Source organism: Methylobacterium nonmethylotrophicum (assembly GCF_004745635.1).
In the GTDB taxonomy this organism is placed as follows: domain Bacteria; phylum Pseudomonadota; class Alphaproteobacteria; order Rhizobiales; family Beijerinckiaceae; genus Methylobacterium; species Methylobacterium nonmethylotrophicum.
In genome coordinates this window covers 172,127-187,707 of sequence record NZ_SRLB01000006.1, presented here as the reverse complement: position 1 = coordinate 187,707, position 15,581 = coordinate 172,127, and the positions used below count along the sequence as shown (strand labels likewise).

The 15,581-nt window shown below is 72.8% G+C and carries 17 protein-coding genes; 9 read left to right on the top strand and 8 right to left on the bottom strand.

Features of this window, described 5'->3' with window-relative positions; all coding sequences use genetic code 11:
- Nucleotides 1-164: 164 nt before the first annotated feature.
- From EU555_RS09695 to EU555_RS09685, 3 genes are all read right to left on the bottom strand, one after another.
- Complete coding sequence (locus tag EU555_RS09695) at nucleotides 165-1,280, bottom strand: lytic transglycosylase domain-containing protein (protein ID WP_205820859.1); 1,116 nt, start codon at nucleotides 1,278-1,280, stop codon at nucleotides 165-167.
- A gap of 235 nt (nucleotides 1,281-1,515) precedes the next feature.
- The gene (locus tag EU555_RS09690) at nucleotides 1,516-2,910 is read right to left on the bottom strand and encodes a DUF5666 domain-containing protein (RefSeq protein ID WP_135414458.1); all 1,395 of its coding nucleotides are present in this window, start codon (nucleotides 2,908-2,910) and stop codon (nucleotides 1,516-1,518) included.
- Between the two features lie 11 nt (nucleotides 2,911-2,921).
- Complete coding sequence (locus EU555_RS09685; RefSeq protein WP_245524222.1) at nucleotides 2,922-3,857, bottom strand: DUF6502 family protein; 936 nt, start codon at nucleotides 3,855-3,857, stop codon at nucleotides 2,922-2,924.
- 147 nt (nucleotides 3,858-4,004) lie between these two features.
- Here EU555_RS09685 and EU555_RS09680 point away from each other — a divergent pair, with 147 nt between their 5' ends.
- From EU555_RS09680 to EU555_RS09670, 3 genes are all read left to right on the top strand, one after another.
- Nucleotides 4,005-4,214, top strand: coding sequence for a hypothetical protein (locus EU555_RS09680; protein ID WP_135414457.1), 210 nt, complete (start codon nucleotides 4,005-4,007; stop codon nucleotides 4,212-4,214).
- A 17-nt stretch (nucleotides 4,215-4,231) separates the two neighbouring features.
- Nucleotides 4,232-4,441, top strand: coding sequence for a hypothetical protein (locus tag EU555_RS09675; RefSeq protein ID WP_135414456.1), 210 nt, complete (start codon nucleotides 4,232-4,234; stop codon nucleotides 4,439-4,441).
- Nucleotides 4,442-4,551: 110 nt separating this feature from the next.
- Complete coding sequence (locus EU555_RS09670) at nucleotides 4,552-5,313, top strand: outer membrane protein (RefSeq protein ID WP_135414455.1); 762 nt, start codon at nucleotides 4,552-4,554, stop codon at nucleotides 5,311-5,313.
- 65 nt (nucleotides 5,314-5,378) lie between these two features.
- Here the strand turns inward: EU555_RS09670 and aroQ are convergent, their stop codons facing one another.
- Nucleotides 5,379-5,825 (bottom strand): type II 3-dehydroquinate dehydratase, encoded by a 447-nt coding sequence (gene aroQ, locus EU555_RS09665; protein WP_135414454.1) that lies wholly within the window; start codon nucleotides 5,823-5,825, stop codon nucleotides 5,379-5,381.
- A gap of 248 nt (nucleotides 5,826-6,073) precedes the next feature.
- Here aroQ and EU555_RS09660 point away from each other — a divergent pair, with 248 nt between their 5' ends.
- The 3 genes from EU555_RS09660 to EU555_RS36085 all read left to right on the top strand — a co-directional run bounded on the left by EU555_RS09660 (nucleotide 6,074) and on the right by EU555_RS36085 (nucleotide 7,659).
- Nucleotides 6,074-6,328 carry a hypothetical protein gene (locus EU555_RS09660; protein WP_135414453.1) on the top strand — a complete coding sequence of 85 codons (255 nt, stop codon included), beginning with the start codon at nucleotides 6,074-6,076 and terminating at the stop codon, nucleotides 6,326-6,328.
- Between the two features lie 104 nt (nucleotides 6,329-6,432).
- On the top strand, nucleotides 6,433-7,365 hold the full coding sequence (locus tag EU555_RS09655) for a LysR family transcriptional regulator (RefSeq protein ID WP_135414452.1): 933 nt from the start codon (nucleotides 6,433-6,435) through the stop codon (nucleotides 7,363-7,365).
- Between the two features lie 150 nt (nucleotides 7,366-7,515).
- Nucleotides 7,516-7,659, top strand: coding sequence for a hypothetical protein (locus EU555_RS36085; RefSeq protein ID WP_167858500.1), 144 nt, complete (start codon nucleotides 7,516-7,518; stop codon nucleotides 7,657-7,659).
- Nucleotides 7,660-7,939: 280 nt separating this feature from the next.
- Here EU555_RS36085 and mmsB read toward each other — a convergent pair whose 3' ends face one another.
- From mmsB to EU555_RS09635, 4 genes are all read right to left on the bottom strand, one after another.
- Nucleotides 7,940-9,145 carry a multiple monosaccharide ABC transporter permease gene (gene mmsB / locus EU555_RS09650; protein WP_135414451.1) on the bottom strand — a complete coding sequence of 402 codons (1,206 nt, stop codon included), beginning with the start codon at nucleotides 9,143-9,145 and terminating at the stop codon, nucleotides 7,940-7,942.
- A 4-nt stretch (nucleotides 9,146-9,149) separates the two neighbouring features.
- Nucleotides 9,150-10,736: a multiple monosaccharide ABC transporter ATP-binding protein gene (gene mmsA / locus EU555_RS09645; RefSeq protein ID WP_135414450.1), complete on the bottom strand. Its 1,587-nt coding sequence runs from the start codon at nucleotides 10,734-10,736 to the stop codon at nucleotides 9,150-9,152.
- Complete coding sequence (chvE, locus tag EU555_RS09640) at nucleotides 10,736-11,800, bottom strand: multiple monosaccharide ABC transporter substrate-binding protein (RefSeq protein WP_135414449.1); 1,065 nt, start codon at nucleotides 11,798-11,800, stop codon at nucleotides 10,736-10,738. Before chvE ends, mmsA begins: the two co-directional genes overlap by 1 nt.
- 181 nt (nucleotides 11,801-11,981) lie before the next feature.
- Entirely contained in the window at nucleotides 11,982-12,740 is a 759-nt protein-coding gene (locus EU555_RS09635; protein ID WP_135414448.1) for an SDR family NAD(P)-dependent oxidoreductase, read from the bottom strand.
- 214 nt (nucleotides 12,741-12,954) lie between these two features.
- Here EU555_RS09635 and EU555_RS09630 point away from each other — a divergent pair, with 214 nt between their 5' ends.
- The 3 genes from EU555_RS09630 to EU555_RS09620 are packed head-to-tail and all read left to right on the top strand — an operon-like array spanning nucleotide 12,955 to nucleotide 15,580.
- Nucleotides 12,955-13,683, top strand: a complete 729-nt coding sequence (locus EU555_RS09630) for a FadR/GntR family transcriptional regulator (protein ID WP_245524232.1) — start codon at nucleotides 12,955-12,957, stop codon at nucleotides 13,681-13,683.
- Between the two features lie 14 nt (nucleotides 13,684-13,697).
- Entirely contained in the window at nucleotides 13,698-14,708 is a 1,011-nt protein-coding gene (locus tag EU555_RS09625) for an aldose epimerase family protein (RefSeq protein ID WP_135414446.1), read from the top strand.
- On the top strand, nucleotides 14,705-15,580 hold the full coding sequence (locus EU555_RS09620) for an SMP-30/gluconolactonase/LRE family protein (protein WP_135414445.1): 876 nt from the start codon (nucleotides 14,705-14,707) through the stop codon (nucleotides 15,578-15,580). Before EU555_RS09625 ends, EU555_RS09620 begins: the two co-directional genes overlap by 4 nt.
- The last annotated feature ends 1 nt before the right edge of the window (nucleotide 15,581 follow it).

Sequence of the window (15,581 nt, the reverse complement as noted above, 5' to 3'; positions counted from 1 at the left end):
GCGTTCGGACCCGGGGGTGACCTCCCGTCGTGTCTTCGCCATCCAACACCGGCCCCGCTCCAAGCGAGCGTGTCGGAGGTGTTCGCGGAACCGAGGGAGGATCAGACTGTACCTCCCGGCCAGTTCCGGACGGGGCCGGTGCCCGCGGCTGTCGCGCGGAAAACCTACTGGCTGACCGCGGCGGCCGGCTCGGGCGCGGCGGCGGCGGTCTGAGGCACCGGCGGCGCGGGCTTGCGCACGACGAAGTGGCGGAACTCGACCGGGCGGCGCGGCGGCAGCGGGGTCTTGGGGCCGGCCTCCGCGTCGGGCTCGGGCGGGGCCGCGACCGGAGCGAGCGAGGCGACCGTGGTCGCCGCCGGCGGCTGGCCGACGGGCAACGGCGCCGCAGGAGCCGCCGCGGCGGGGGACGCCGCCAGGCTCACCGTCTGGCCGGAGGTCGGGAACGGCAGGCCGGCGACGGCCGAGCCGCCCGCATAGGCGAGGGCCGGGCCGGGGGTCGAGCCGGGCGCCGCATGGAACGCCAGGGAGGCCGGGCGGACCGGCGGCAGCGGCACGGTGACGGTGGGCTCGGCCGCGGCTTGGGCCTGGGCCTGGGCCTGGGCAGCCGGTAGGACAGCCTCGGGCGCGGACGGTGCCGGGAGGGCGGCGACCTGCTGGGGCGCCGTGGGCTGGGGCAGCGTGACTTGCGGCGCGGCCGCTTGCAGCGCGGTGCCTTGCGGCGCGACGGCGCTTGAGAGGGCGGCGACCGACGGGTCCGCGGAGGCCGTAGCGGTGACGGTCGCGGGTCGCGCCCCGAAGACGTTGCTGAAGAACTTGCCGATCGGGTTGGCGGGGAGCTCCCGGACCGGCGGGGCCTCGAGCTCCGCCACGTCGGTGCGGATGCCGGCCCGCTTGGCGGCGTAGTAATAGCCCCGGGCGTAGTAGCTGTAGGCCTGCGCCTCGTTGCCGTGCGCGGTCTTGTAGGCACCGGCGAGATACGCGACGCCGTAGGTCAGGTTGACCTTGGCGTCGAGCAGTCCGGAGGCCGGGCCGTTATAGCCCAGCGCCCGGGCGGTGCCGTGCTTGATCTGCATCAGGCCCATCGCCCCGCCGCGCCCGACGGCGCGGGGATTGTAGCCGCTCTCCCGCTTCACCACCCGGTGGATGAAGCTCGCCGGGACGTTGTTCGCCTTGGCGTGCGCCTCGATCAGCGCGTCGATGTTGTCGCGGACGGGGCTCACCTGCGCCGAGGCCGGGAGCGGCGCCGCGACGGCGACGGCGATGAGGAGGCGCTTGCGCATGCAGAACCTGCGGGAGGGAGCCGGTGCGCTGCCGCACCGACGGGGAAGGTGCATCCTGCTCCGGTTCAAATGCGGCGGGAAAGAGACTTGGCCGTTCCGTCCCCTGACTTGGCCGTTAACTCAGCCGTGAAACCGTCAGGTTTCGCACTGCGGTGTGGCCGGGCAGGCACATCTTCGCGGCCGCGGCGAGCCCGGCCGGCCCGTCTGCGACGTCCTTCGATCCGGCTGATTCGCCTCAGCGCCGCCCACCTCCGAGCCCGCCGCCTCCGCCGAGTCCGCCCCCGGGGCCGAAGCCGCCCCCGGGGCCGCCGAAGCCGCCCGGCCCGTCGCCGCCCGGGCGGCCGAACCCGCCGGAGCCGCCCGGTCCGCCGAAGCCGCTGCCTCCGCCGAAGCCGCCTGGGCTGCCCGGCCCGCCGAAGCCGCCCTGGCCGCCGAAGCGACCCATCCCGTCGCTGCCCGGCATGCGCGGATCGATCTCGCCGCGGCCCGGGCCGCCGAACCGCCCGCCCTCGGGCCTGCCGAACGGCCCTTCCCCGCTCGGCGAGGCCCGGCCCGAGGGACCCGGGCGCCCGCCCGGACCGCCACCCGGGCCACCCCTCGGGCCGTCCAGTCCACCCCCCGGCGCGCCGCGACCGGGCCCACCATGACCGGGCCCGCCGCCCGGAACGCCCGGCCCGCGGGTGCCGTCCCGCCCGGCCGGATCGGGCCGCAGGCGCAGGCCGTCGAGGTCGAGCCGGCCGCCGCGACCGGCCGTGCCGTCGAGGATCGCGAGTCCGCCCCTTGCCGGCACGAGCCCGCCCCGCCCCGCCACCGCGTAGCCGGCGCCGGTGCGCAGCACGCCGCCCTCCCGGGTGACGTAGGCCTCGATCGACAGGCGCCGCGCCTCGGGTCCGAACGGCTCCGCCGCCGGCACCGCCCGCGCCACCGCGAGCCGGCCGCCGGCGAGGCTGCCCTCCGCCACCGCGCGGCTGCCGGCCAGCGCCGGGTCGAGGCCCGAAATCGGCAGGTTGCCGATGCGCAAGGCCCCCGCCGGCCCGCGCCTGACGGGACCGGCGACGAGGTCCGGCGCATTGCCGGCCGGGTCGATCCGGCTCGCCGCGATGCTGCCGTCCGGCCGGCGCAGGCCGCTCACCGCGACCCGCTCGCCGACCCGCGGCCGCGGCATCTCGGGCGGCAGCCCGGCGGTGGCGACCGCCTGGCCGAGCACCGTGAGCCGGTCGTGACTGACGCGCTGCACCGGGCCCACCACCTCGTGGATCACCGCGATGCCGCCGGTGGAGAGCCCCTGCTCGCCGGGCCGGGCCAGGGTGCGCACCACCTGGCCGACCCGCAGGTCCTCGGCTCGCGCCGGCCGGCCGTCGATCGTCACCGGGACGTCGGGCGGGTAGGCGATGCGCAGATCGTTGACGATGATGCTGCCGAAGCCCCGGATGGTGCCGACGACGCCGGTGCCACCGATGCCGCGGTCGCCCTCCTCCTCGTCCGGTCCGGGCCGGATGCCGGTGCCGCCGATGCCCTGGTCGAGGATCTTGTCGCCCGCTGCCCCGGCCGGGCCCGCAACGGCGAGCCAGCTCGCGCCGGACAGGAGGCGCAGGAGGCCGCGCCGCGTGACGGACGGGGTGGGTCGCACGGGCCGCGCCCTCACGCCTTCGGCTCGCGGCGGGGCTTGGCGGCCCCTGCCGGCCGGGCTCGCGGCGCGTCACCCCGTTGGGCTCGCGGCGCGTTCGCCGGCTCGGCGCGCGGCGCATTTGCCGGCTCGGCGCGCGGCGCGTGCTCCGCATAGATGTAGATGCCGAAGTTCCAGCGCGCCTCGCCGCCCGGATCGGTCTCGCAGGCCGCGTGCGCCTCGCGGTTGGCCTGCTGCAGCGCGTCCATGGCGATCTCCCGCGCCCGCGTCTCGAGCCGCCGGGCCAGCTCGGGCGAGAGCCCGTCATAGTGCACGGCGCGCTCCAGGAAGCGTGGCTTCTCCTCCAGGATGTTGGTGACTGCGGCGGCGATGTGGTCGTGGAGGTTGCGGCCGAAATAATAGAGCTGCTGGCTGCCGCCGCCGCTCGGCACGAAGGCCGCCTCCGCCAGCACGATCCGCTCCTGCGCATCCAGCGTGACGAGGCCGCGGTCGAGCCACTCGTCGAGCACCGCACGCGGGCGCAGGTCGCGGGTCACCGATTCGACCAGGCTCTCGAAGGACGGCTCGCTCTCGGAGGCCCGCGGCAGGGCCTTGGGCCGGCCGTCGGCCTCGGTGAAGTCGGGCGCCGCGACCCAGCGGGCGATGATGCGGCTGGTGCGCGAGACCGAGGCCGGCACCGCGCTCACCGGCGCGCCGGCCCCGCGCAGGCGCCGCACCTCCTTGCGGTGGATGCCGGTGAGCAGGCTGACCCGGCTGTCGGTCTGGTCCTTGCCGGGCAGGGCGAAGTCGTACTCGGCGACGTTCACGTACAGCTCGCGCAGCAGGTCGGTCAGCGCCGGGAAGGTGATCCCGCTTCGCACGAACAGCCGCACCAGCGGGCGCAGCAACCTGGCGAGGGGGGCCTGCAGCGCGCCCGCATCGGGCGGCAATCTCGGGGTCGGCTCTGACATTACGGCCGTTGTAGCCGAGGCGTCGTGGGACACAATCCCACAAAAGCGCGGCAGCGCCCGTTTTCCTGTTGACGTGGGAAATATGCCCACATAGAAAATGGCCCGTGGTCAGTTTTCCCACGCCGAGATCAGACGCAGGAGCCGCCGATGGCCTCTCCCCTCCCCCTGGTGTGCCGCTCGGACGGTCCGGAGCCTCTCACGCTCGGCGGCGGCGCGCTGCGCCGGCCCGCCTCCCGGCTTCCGATCGCCATGCTGGTGCGCGGCCTCGCGGTGATCGCCGGACTCGGGATGCCGGTGGCGGCCGCGACGCTGGCCGACCTCGCCCACCCCGCCTCCCCGTCCACCGCGACGCGCTGACGAAGGAGTCCCTCGCGATGCTCGAAGCCCTGCGCAGCGACCGCCCGCGCCCCCTCGGCCGAGCCTTCCCGGCTCCCGCGATCGAGGGCGTCCGCCCCACCCTCCGCGCCCGGCGCGAGCGGACCGATGGCGGGGAGGCGGTGATCGTCGCCGCCCTCTGCCTCGTCATCGGCGGCGCGATCGTGCTGGTCGCCCTCCAGGCGATCTGCATCGTCCAGAACCTCTGACCCGGTTCGGACGAAGCGGCCGCCCCCGAGCGCGGCCGCCTCGACGACGCGAGCCCGGACGGCCCGCCGCCCCGGCTCCTCCCCGAAGAACCGCACATACGGCATCCCCGATGACCAGACTGACCGAAGCGCTCGGCCTCGCCGGCGCGCTCGCCCTGACGGCTGCCCTCATGGGACCGGCCGACGCCGCCGACCTGCCGCGCCGGGCCGCCCCGCCGCCGGCCTTCACCCCCGTCCCGGTCTTCACCTGGACCGGCTTCTATGCCGGCGTGAACGCCGGCGCCGGTTTCGGCGGCGGGGGCGGCACCTTCACGGATGCCACCTACGGCACGGTGACCGAGGGCAGCCGCGACGCCGCCTTCGTGGGCGGCGGCCAGATCGGCTACAATTACCAGTTCACGCCGGGCTCGGGCTTCGTGATCGGCGCCGAGGCCGACATCCAGGGCACCACCTTCGGGCGGTCCCGCAGCGGTCTCGTCGGCACCACCACCTTCACCGATGTCGGCCCCAGCCTCGACTGGTTCGGCACCGTGCGCGGCCGCCTCGGCTACGCCTTCGACCGTTTCCTGGTCTACGGCACCGGCGGCTTCGCGTATGGCGGCGGCAGCACGGCGTCCAACACCTCCTACTACACCGGCACCCTGCCGGGGACCTTCCGCACCGGCTGGACCGCCGGCGGCGGCGTCGAGTACGCCATCACCGAGCGCCTCAGCGCCCGGATCGAGGCGCTCTACGTCAGCCTCGACCGCGACGGCGGCAGCGGCGGCCTCGTCTACGACGCCGCCACCAACGCCTATTACGGCCTCGGCAAGCCCAAGGCGGATTTCGGCGTCGTGCGCGCCGGCCTGAACTACCGGTTCTCGACGGACTGATAACCCCCAGCGTCAGGACGTTCGAGAAGGCCGGGGGCGGGCGACCGCCTCCGGTCCACCTGCGCTTACCCCTGCGCGTCGATCAGCTGCGCGAGGCGGCGCAGCGCCAGCCCGTAGCCCTGCGTGCCGAGGCCCGCGATCACCCCGTCGGCGCGGAGCGAGACGTAGGAGTGGTGGCGGAAGGCCTCGCGCTTGTGGACGTTCGAGATGTGCACCTCGATCACCGGCGCGTCGAAGGCGTTGAGCGCGTCGAGGATCGCCACCGAGGTGTGGGTGAAGGCCGCCGGGTTGATGACGATGCCGCCGGCGGTCTCGCGCGCCTCGTGGATCCAGTCGATGATCTCGTACTCGCGGTTCGACTGGTGGAAGCGGATCTCGAGGCCCAGCTCGCCGGCGAGCGCCCGGCAGGACGCCTCGACGTCGGCCAGCGTCTCGCTGCCGTAGATGTGCGGCTGGCGCTTGCCGAGCAGGTTCAGGTTCGGGCCGTTCAGCACGTAGACGAGGCGGCTCATGACGGGGGCTCCTCTCGGGTTCGGGCTCCTCTCGCGGGAGCCCTCTGGCGCGGACGCCGTGTCGGTTCGCGAGGCCCCGTTTAGGCGCCGATCCGCCGCGGAGCGTCAACTGCCGCCGGCCTTGCCCAGAGCCGGACGGCATCGCCACGATAGGCGAACGGCATTGGCCGGCGCGGGCCCCGGGGGGCGATGATCCCTCTCACAGAGCGAGGCCTCCCGCCCCGCCCTCCACGAAGGGTTCCCGTCCGATGCGCAGCCTTCTCCTTGCCGGCGCCGTGCTCGCCGCCCTCTCCACCTCAGCCGGCGCCTGGACGCAGTCGCTCCTCCACCCCGAGGGACAGGGGGCGGCCGCCGAGACCGTGATGCCGATGCCCCCGCGCTATACCGGCTACGACGATGCGAGCCCCCGGATGGCACGCCGGGCCCCGCCGGCGACCCGCGGCACGGCCGCGCCCTCGCGGCCGTCCGACCCGCCGGCCTGGCCCTCCTGCCCGTGGTGCTGACGGCCGCGCCGTCATTCCCGCCCCGCTGCCGCGGTGGTAGCCTGCGACCCGTCCCCGATGCCCGGGGCCCGGCGGGTCGTGGTCCCACGCCGCGGAGGGCGACGATGGAGATGCATCAGGTCCGCTACTTCCTGGCCCTGTGCGAGGAGCACAACTTCACCCGCGCGGCCCAGGCCTGCAACGTCACCCAGCCCTCCCTCACCCGGGCGATCCGCTTCCTGGAGGAGGAGCTGGGCGGCGCGCTCTTCCACCGCGAGCGCGCCGGCACGCAGCTCTCGGAGCTCGGTCGCACCGTGCGGCCCTATCTCGAGGAGGTCTACGCCAAGGCGCGAGCCGCGCAGGCCGAGGCCCGCGCCTTCGGCCGGCAGCGCCGCACCCGCCTGACCCTCGGGGTGATGTGCACGATCCAGCCCGACGCCCTGGTCGGTCTGATCGGCGGCCTGCGGGGGCGCGATCCCGGCCTGGAGCTCGACATCGTCGATGCCAGCGCCGGCGCCCTCGAGGAGCGCCTGCTCGCGGGCGGCCTGGAGGTGGCGCTCTACTGCCTGCCGGGCCGCGAGCCCGATCCGCGGCTCCACCACCTGGCGCTGTTCCGCGAGCCGATGGTGATCGCGGTGGCGGCGAGGCACCCCCTCGCCGCGCTCGACGCGGTGCGGCCGCAGGACCTGAGCGGCCAGCACTACGTCCACCGCCTCAACTGCGAGTTCCGCGGCTATGCCGGCCCGATCTGGGAGGCGCAGGGCTGCACTGATTGCGAGACGATCTACCGGAGCGAGCGCGACGACTGGATCCTGGCGATGATCGCGGCGGGGCTCGGCTTCGGCTTCATGCCGCGCTCCTGCGCGGTCCATCCCGGCGTGGTCGTCCGACCGCTGGTCGAGCCGGACTTCTGGCGTGAGGTCAACCTCGTCACCGTCCGCGGCCGGCCGCACGCCCCGGCGGTCGGCGCGCTCCTGCGCGAGGCGATGCGGGCGACCTGGTTCGGCGCCCCGGCGCTCGCGACCGCGCGCGAGCGGGCCAGGGGCGGCGAGGCGTGAGACCGGACGAGGCTTCGGGCTGCGCGAGAGTTCGAATCGCTGCGGGGCACCGTCGAGCGGGCAATACTGCGTGCGAGGCCGCACCTCAACGCGGCATGACCTGTCGTACTGATGATCCGGCGAGTTGATCGCAGGCCAAGGAGCCCGGACATGCTCAAGATCTTCAAGACATCTTCCGACCGGAAGCAGGCTGCCCCGAAGCAGGCCGCCGACGAGACCGTCCTGTCGGACACCGCACTGGCCGGGGCCGCCGGCGGCCTGAACCCGCAGCCGCTGCCGCCCCGCTGGCGCTGAGGCTCTCGCGCCGTACGGCCCCTCGGCGGGCGGATACGGCCGCCCGGGCACCTGTCGACCCTCTCGACGGTAACGATAGCCCTCCCTCGTCATCCCGGAGCCGCGCAACGGAGCCCGGGATCCATAACCGCCGACGCTCCAGGATGAGGCGGATCGCTTCCGCCTCGTTCTCCAACCAGCCGTTATGGATCCCGGGTTCTCGCCGTCAGTGAGCCCGGCATGACAGGGTGGATGGCAGAAACCGTGGCTGAGCTTCTGTCTCGCGGCCGACCAGCCGCCTCTACCGCTTGCGATAATACTGGTCGATGCTGACCGCCCCCAGCAGCACCAGCCCCTTGATGACCTGCTGGTAGTCGATGCCGATGCCGAGGATCGACATGCCGTTGTTCATCACGCCCATGATCAGCGCGCCGACCACCGCGCCCGTGACCTTGCCGACGCCGCCCGAGGCCGAGGCGCCGCCGATGAAGCAGGCGGCGATCACGTCGAGCTCGAAGCCCAAGCCCGCCTTCGGGGTCGCGGTGTTGAGGCGGGCGGCGAAGATCAGGCCGGCGAGCGCGGCCAGCACCCCCATGTTGACGAAGGTCAGGAAGGTCAGGCGCTCGGTGTTGATGCCGGAGAGCTTCGCCGCCTTCTCGTTGCCGCCGAGCGCGTAGATCCGCCGGCCGATCACCATTCGGCTCGTCACGAAGCGGTAGAGCAGGATCAGCGCGAACATCACGATCAGCACGTTCGGCAGGCCGCGATAGGTGGCGAGCCAGGTGCTGAAGGCGACGATGACGGCGGCGACCAGCGCGTTCTTGAGCGCGAAGGCGGCCATCGGCTCCGCGGTGAAGCCCTGGCGCTGCTGGCCGATGCGCCGGCGCAGGTTCGAGCCGACGAGGATCAGCGCCAGCGCGACGCCGACGAGGACCGAGGTGACGCGCAGCGAGCCGCCCGTGACCACGTCCGGGATGAAGCCGGAGCTGAGCTTCTGGAAGTCGGGCGGGAACGGCCCGACCGACTGGCCGGCGAGCAGCGCCAGGGTCAGGCCCTTGAACACCAGCATGCCGGCGAGCGTCACGATGAAGGACGGGATGCGCAGGTACGCGACCCACCAGCCCTGCGCGGCGCCGATGAGCCCGCCGGCGACGAGGCAGGCGAGCGTCGCCGGGAGCGGGTGGAGGCCCATCTGCACCATCAGCACCGCGGCGAAGGCCCCGATGAAGCCCGCGGTCGAGCCGACGGACAGGTCGATGTGCCCGGCCACGATGACGAGCAGCATCCCGAGCGCCATCACGACGATGTAGCTGTTCTGCAGCACCAGGTTGGTGAGGTTGAGCGGGCGCAGGAGCGCCCCGTCGGTGAAGAACTGGAAGAAGATCACGATGCCGACGAGGCACAGGATCATGCCGTAGTCGCGCAGCGAGCCGGAGAACGCCTTGGCGTTGAAGCCCATGACGGCCGGGGGGCGCGGGGCCTGGAGGGGGGTGGCGGTGTCGCTCATGGCGCTAGTGTCCTCCCGAGGTGACGATGGCCCGCATGATCGCCTCCTGCGAGGCTTGCGCCGCCGGAAGCTCGCCGACGATGCGGCCCCGGTTCATGACGAGGATGCGGTCGCACATCCCGAGCAGCTCGGGCATCTCCGAGGAGATGATCAGCACGCCCTTTCCTTGGGCAGCGAGGTCGTTGATGATCGCGTAGATCTCGTACTTGGCGCCGACGTCGATGCCGCGGGTCGGCTCGTCGAGGATCAGCACGTCCGGGTCGGCGAAGAGCCACTTGCTCAGCACGACCTTCTGCTGGTTGCCGCCCGAGAGGTTGACGGTGGCCTGGTCGATGCCCGACGAGCGGATCCGCAGGCGCTCGCGGTAGCGCTCGGCCACGGCCCGCTCCCGGTCCTCGTCGATCACGCCCTTCGCGGCGACGCCCGCGAGGTTGGCCAGCGACACGTTGGTGCGGATGTCCTCGTGCAGCACCAGGCCGTAGCCCTTCCGGTCCTCGGTGGCGTAGGCGAGGCCCGCCGCGATCGCCTTCTCGACGCTGCCGAGATCGGCGGGCTCGCCCCTCAAGCGCGCCTCGCCGGCGACGCGCGTGCCGTAGGCGCCGCCGAACAGGCTCATGGCGAACTCGGTCCGCCCGGCGCCGAGCAGGCCCGCCATGCCGACGACCTCGCCGCGGCGCACGGTGAGGCTCACGTCCTCCACCGCCAGCCGGTCGGGATGGAGCGGATGGCGCACGCTCCAGCCCTTGACCTCGAGCAGCGGCTCGCCGATGGCGACGCCCTCCCGCGGCGGGTAGCGGTGGGCGAGGTCGCGCCCGACCATGCCCTTGATGATCCGGTCCTCGTTGAGCCGCCCGTCCGGGCCCAGCATCGCCGCGCGGGGCAGGGTCTCGACGCTGGCGCCGTCGCGCAGGATCGTGACGCTGTCGGCGACCCGGGCGATCTCGTTGAGCTTGTGCGAGATCAGGATCGAGGTGATGCCCTGCCGGCGGAAGGCCTCCAGGAGCGTGAGCAGCGCGTCGCTGTCGGTCTCGTTGAGCGAGGCGGTCGGCTCGTCGAGGATGAGGAGCCGCACCCGCTTCGACAGGGCCTTGGCGATCTCGACGAGCTGCTGCTTGCCGACGCCGAGATCCGTCACCAGGGTCTCGGGCGCCTCGTTCAGGCCGACGCGGGTCAGCAGATCGCGGGTGCGCGCCATGGCGACCGGCCAGTCGATCACGCCGAGGCGCGAGGCCGCCTCGTTGCCGAGGAAGATGTTCTCGGCGATCGACAGGAGCGGCACCAGGGCGAGCTCCTGGTGGATGATGATGATGCCCAGAGCCTCGCTGTCCGGAATGCCCGAGAAGCGCCGCTCCTCGCCGTCGAACAGGATGCTGCCGTCGTAGGAGCCGGCGGGGTAGACCCCGCTCAGCACCTTCATCAGGGTCGACTTCCCGGCCCCGTTCTCGCCGCAGACGGCGTGGATCTCGCCGGCGCGGACGGCGAGGGCGACGTTGTCGAGCGCCTTCACGCCCGGGAACGCCTTGGTGATGCCGCGCATCTCCAGGATCGGGGATGCGCTCGGCGCCACGCGCGGAGCCGGGGACGCCGCCATCACTTCACCTGCGACGCCTTGTAGTAGCCGCTCTCGACCAGCGTCTTCTCCCAGTTGGACTTGTCGACCGCCACCGGCTTCAGCAGGTAGGACGGCACCACCTTGACGCCGTTGTTGTAGGTCTTGGTGTCGTTGACCTGGACCTGGCCGCCGGACGAGATCGCGTCGACCATGTCGCTCGTGACCTTGGCGAGCTCGCGGGTGTCCTTGAACACCGTCATGCTCTGGTCGCCGCGCACGATCGCCTTGACGGAGGGCACCTCGGCGTCCTGGCCGGTGATGACCGGCATCGGCTGGTCGGACGAGCCGTAGCCGACGCCCTTCAGCGACGAGATGATGCCGATCGAGATGCCGTCATAGGGCGAAAGCACCGCGTCGAGGCGCTTGTTGCCGTAGAAGGCGGAGAGCAGGTTGTCCATCCGGGCCTGGGCCGCCGCGCCGTCCCAGCGCAGGGTCGAGACCTTGTCCATCCCAAGCTGCTTGCTCGGCACGGACAGCTTGCCGGAATCGATGTAGGGCTTCAGCACCGACATCGCGCCGTCATAGAAGAAGTACGCGTTGTTGTCGTCCGGCGAGCCGCCGAACAGCTCGATCGTGAACGGCCCCTTGCCGTCCTTCAGGCCGAGCTTGTCGACGATGTAGCTGCCCTGGAGCACGCCGACCTGGAAATTGTCGAAGGTGGCGTAGTAGTCGACGTTCTTCGAGCCGCGGATCAGGCGGTCATAGGCGATGACCTTGATGCCGCGGTCGCTCGCCTGCTGCAGCACGTCCGACAGGGTGGTGCCGTCGATCGCCGCGATCACCAGCACCTTGGCGCCGGTGGTGATCATGTTCTCGATCTGCGAGAGCTGGTTGGGGATCTCGTCCTCGGCGTATTGCAGGTCGGCGCCATAGCCCTTGGCCTTCAGCGCCTGGACCAGGCCCTGGCCGTCGGCGATCCAGCGCGCCGAGGATTTCGTCGGCATCGACACCCCGATCTTGCCCTTCTGCTGGGCGTGGGCCGGGGATGCGAGCATCGCGGCGGCCATCAGGGCCCCGCCGATGAGGGCGACGAACGACGTCATGGTTCCTCCCAAATCCCCGCATCTTCGTCGCGCGGGGCTGCCGGTGATGGGCGCCCGGTCGAATTGCACCCTGCAATTCTGCCGGTCCGATGATTTCCGCATCATGTCTGTCGGCCGGGTCGCGACTGTCCGTCGATCGCCCTGCCCTGACGCGAGCCGGCGTGGGGCGCCGGCTCGTGCCTCACACCCAGCCGCCGTCGACGACGTAGTGCTGGTTGGTGCAGGCGCCGGCCTCCTCCGAGGCGAGGAAGACGGCAAAGCGGGCGACGTCCGCCGGCACCAGCTTGCGCTTGAGGCACTGGCGGGCGTTGATCTCGGCGTCGGATTCCGGGGTCACCCAGAGGGCGAGCTGGCGCTCGGTCATGATCCAGCCCGGCGCCAGCGCGTTGACGCGGATGCCATAGGGGCCGAAATCCCGGGCGAGCGAGCGGGTGAGCCCGATCACCCCCGACTTGCAGGCGGTGTAGGCCGCCATGCCGCCCTGGCCGATCATCCACGAGACCGAGCCGAAATTGACGATGGCGCCAGCGCCCTTCGCCTTCATGTCGGGCAGGACGGCTTGCGCGGCGAAGAACTGGTGCTTGAGGTTCACGGCGATGCGGCCGTCCCAGTAGGCCTCCGTCACCTCCTCGGTGGCGTGGCGCTCGTCATGGGCGGCGTTGTTCATCAGCACGTCGACCGGGCCGAAACGGTCGCGGATCCGGCCGATCGCGGCCTTGAGCGCCGGGATGTCGGTGACGTCGGCGTGCTCGAAGGCGACCGCGAACCCCTCACCCTCGAGTTCGGAGGCGAGCGCCCGCGAGGGCTCCGCCGCGATGTCGAGGAACCCGACCCGGGCCTTTTGCCGGGCGAAGTGCCGGACCAGCTCCGCTCCGATGCCGGAGCCGCCGCCCGTCACCACCACGACCTTGCCCGCAAGGTCCGGATAGATCGCCGCCACCGCTTCCTCCCTCGAAGCCCGTCGGATCGCTCGACGCACTGAAAATCATTTAATATGACTATTCAAGTGGCCCGGCCCTTATTGCGGATTCCTGACGCTCGGGCAAGAGGCAGAAATTTACCGGGAGGGCGCAACCTTGGATAGGAGCGAGGCCGCGGCGGTTTCGCGCGAGGGTCAGGACGAGAGCCCGGGGCAAGGACCCGGGCACGCCCGGGTGGCGCGGGCGCTCGGCACCGGCATCGTGGCCGGGCGCCACCCGCAAGGAGCCGTGCTGCCCGCCGAATCGGTGCTCCTCGCCCGGTTCGGGGTGTCGCGCACGGTCCTGCGCGAGGCGATCAAGACGCTCGCCGGCAAGGGGCTGGTCGAGGCCCGGACCCGGGTCGGCACGCGGGTGCGGGAGCGGGCGGCCTGGAACCTGTTCGACCGCGACGTGCTGGCCTGGACGCTCGAGGGCGGCCTCGACGCGCGCTTCCTGCGCGACCTCGCGGAGATCCGCCTGGCGATCGAGCCGGCGGCGGCGGCGCTCGCCGCCGCGCGCCGGACCACGGCCGATCTCGCGGTGCTCGATGCCTGCGTCGCCGCGATGCGCGACGCGCCGGGCCTCGACCCGGCCTTCGCGCGGGCCGACCTCGCCTTCCACCTCGCCCTGGCGGACGCCTCCGGCAACGTCTTCATGCACTCCGTCGGCGCGGTGACCGAGGCGGCCCTCGACGTGGTCTTCCGGCTGAGCCGTCCGACCGACAGAGAGGCGCATGCCGCCTCCTGGCGCGCCCACGCGGCGATCGCGGCGGCGATCCGGGCCGGCGACCCCGAGGCCGCGGCCCTTGCGACCGAGGTGGTGGTGCGCGACGGGCTCCGGAACGGCGCGGCGGCGGTGGAGAGAGCGCCGCCGCCGCCCTACCCTAGTGCCGGCCCGCCTCCCGCGGGACGGAGCCCGCCATGACCAGGGACCACGGAATGAGCGACGACGCCCCCGTCCCGGTCGGCGCGATGCCGGACGGCAGCCCGATCCTCGAGGCACGGCTCGCCGGCGATGGGCTCTCGGTCGCGGTGCTGAGCCTCGGGGCGGTGATCCGCCGGCTCGACTTCCAGGGCCGCCCGATGGTGCTCGGGCGCGACGATCCCCACGACTACGTGGCGAGGACACCGCAATGCGGCGCGATCGTCGGGCGCTTCGCCAACCGCATCGCCGGCGGGCGCTTCACCCTCGACGGGACCACCTACGACCTCCCCCGCAACGAGGCCGGCCTCACCCACCTGCATGGCGGCGCCGGCGGGTTCTCGCGGCGCAACTGGCGCTTCGCCGAGGCCGGCGCGCGCGCGGTCACGCTGACCTACCACGCCGCCGACGGCGAGGAGGGCTATCCGGGGGCGCTCGCCGTCGCCTGCACCTACGCCATCGCCGGCCCCGGCACCCTGCGCACCACCCTGACGGCGACCACGACGAAGCCCACCCTCGTCAACCTGACGAACCACAGCTACTTCAACCTGACGCTGCCGCCGGACGGCTCTCCGGCCCCGACCATCGACGACCACGTGATCGCGATCCCGGCCGAGGCCTACCTGCCGGTCGACGAGGCGCAGATCCCGACGGGCGCGGTCGCCTCCGTCGCCGGCACGCGCTTCGACCTGCGCCGCCCGACGCGCATCGGGGCCCAGGCCTTCGACCACACCTTCGTGCTCGGCCGGGAGACCGTGCCTGAACCGCGCCCGGTCGGCCGGGTGACGGCGCCGGGCAGCGACGTGGCGCTCACCGTGCTCGCCACCGCCCCGGCGGTCCAGTTCTACGACGGCACGCATCTCGCCCGGGCGGGCCTCGGCTACGCCGCCCGCTCCGCTTTCTGCCTCGAGCCCGAGGCGTTCCCGGACGCGCCGAACCACCCGGGCTTCCCGAGCGCGGTGCTGCGCCCGGGCGAGACCTACCGCCAGATTATCGAGTACCGCTTCACGAGGGAGACCGCGCGATGAGCGGCGGAGCCGGCATCTTCTGCGACCGCGCCTGCATCCTCGGCGAGGGACCGGCGGCGCATCCCGGCCTCGGCCGGCTCTACTGGCTCGACATCCTCGGCCGGCACCTGATCGAGCGGCCGTTCTCGGGCGGCCGCACGACCGTTCACGACCTGCCGGTGATGGCCTCGATGGTGGCGCGGGTCGACGACCACACCCTGCTCCTCGGGGCCGAGGACGGCCTGTACCTGCGCGAGATCGCGACCGGCCGCCTGCGGCTGCTGACACCGCTCGAGGCCGACCGGCCGGAAACCCGCTCCAACGACGGCCGGGTCCATCCGAGCGGCGCGCTCTGGCTCGGTACGATGGGCAGGAAGGCGGAGACGGGGTACGGCGCGATCCACTGGTTCTTCCGCGGCGAACTCCGGAAACTGTTCTCAGGCCTCACCATTCCGAACGCCATCGCGTTCTCGGCCGACGGCACGAGCGCGATCTTCGCCGATTCGGAGGCCGGCACGATCTGGCGCGTCGCCACCGACCCGCAGACCGGCCTGCCGGTCGGCGACCGTCAGGTCTTCGTCCGGATCCCGGCCTCGGAGGGCGCGCCGGACGGCGCGGTGATCGACCAGGAGGGCCTGGTCTGGAACGCCCGCTGGGGCGGCGCCAGCCTCGACGCCTACGCGCCGGACGGCACGCGGGTGCGCAGCATCGCCCTGCCGGCCCGCCAGGTGACCTGCCCGGCCTTCATCGGGCCCGACGCCGACACCCTGGTGGTGACCTCGGCGACGGAAGGGCTCCCCCCGGAGCGGACCGACGATCCGTTCGCCGGGCAGACCTTCACCGTGCCCGGAAAGGTGAAGGGGCGGTTCGAGCCGGCGGTGCGGGTGGCGTAGC

Excerpts from the sequence above, each read along its gene's own strand:
- EU555_RS09695 (WP_205820859.1), bottom strand. The coding sequence starts at position 1,280 with ATGCGCAAGCGCCTCCTCATCGCCGTCGCCGTCGCGGCGCCGCTCCCG.
- EU555_RS09685 (WP_245524222.1), bottom strand. The coding sequence starts at position 3,857 with ATGTCAGAGCCGACCCCGAGATTGCCGCCCGATGCGGGCGCGCTGCAG.
- EU555_RS09680 (WP_135414457.1), top strand. The coding sequence starts at position 4,005 with ATGGCCTCTCCCCTCCCCCTGGTGTGCCGCTCGGACGGTCCGGAGCCT.
- EU555_RS09675 (WP_135414456.1), top strand. The coding sequence starts at position 4,232 with ATGCTCGAAGCCCTGCGCAGCGACCGCCCGCGCCCCCTCGGCCGAGCC.
- EU555_RS09670 (WP_135414455.1), top strand. The coding sequence starts at position 4,552 with ATGACCAGACTGACCGAAGCGCTCGGCCTCGCCGGCGCGCTCGCCCTG.
- aroQ (WP_135414454.1), bottom strand. The coding sequence starts at position 5,825 with ATGAGCCGCCTCGTCTACGTGCTGAACGGCCCGAACCTGAACCTGCTC.
- EU555_RS09660 (WP_135414453.1), top strand. The coding sequence starts at position 6,074 with ATGCGCAGCCTTCTCCTTGCCGGCGCCGTGCTCGCCGCCCTCTCCACC.
- EU555_RS09655 (WP_135414452.1), top strand. The coding sequence starts at position 6,433 with ATGGAGATGCATCAGGTCCGCTACTTCCTGGCCCTGTGCGAGGAGCAC.
- EU555_RS36085 (WP_167858500.1), top strand. The coding sequence starts at position 7,516 with ATGCTCAAGATCTTCAAGACATCTTCCGACCGGAAGCAGGCTGCCCCG.
- mmsB (WP_135414451.1), bottom strand. The coding sequence starts at position 9,145 with ATGAGCGACACCGCCACCCCCCTCCAGGCCCCGCGCCCCCCGGCCGTC.
- mmsA (WP_135414450.1), bottom strand. The coding sequence starts at position 10,736 with ATGGCGGCGTCCCCGGCTCCGCGCGTGGCGCCGAGCGCATCCCCGATC.
- chvE (WP_135414449.1), bottom strand. The coding sequence starts at position 11,800 with ATGACGTCGTTCGTCGCCCTCATCGGCGGGGCCCTGATGGCCGCCGCG.
- EU555_RS09625 (WP_135414446.1), top strand. The coding sequence starts at position 13,698 with ATGAGCGACGACGCCCCCGTCCCGGTCGGCGCGATGCCGGACGGCAGC.
- EU555_RS09620 (WP_135414445.1), top strand. The coding sequence starts at position 14,705 with ATGAGCGGCGGAGCCGGCATCTTCTGCGACCGCGCCTGCATCCTCGGC.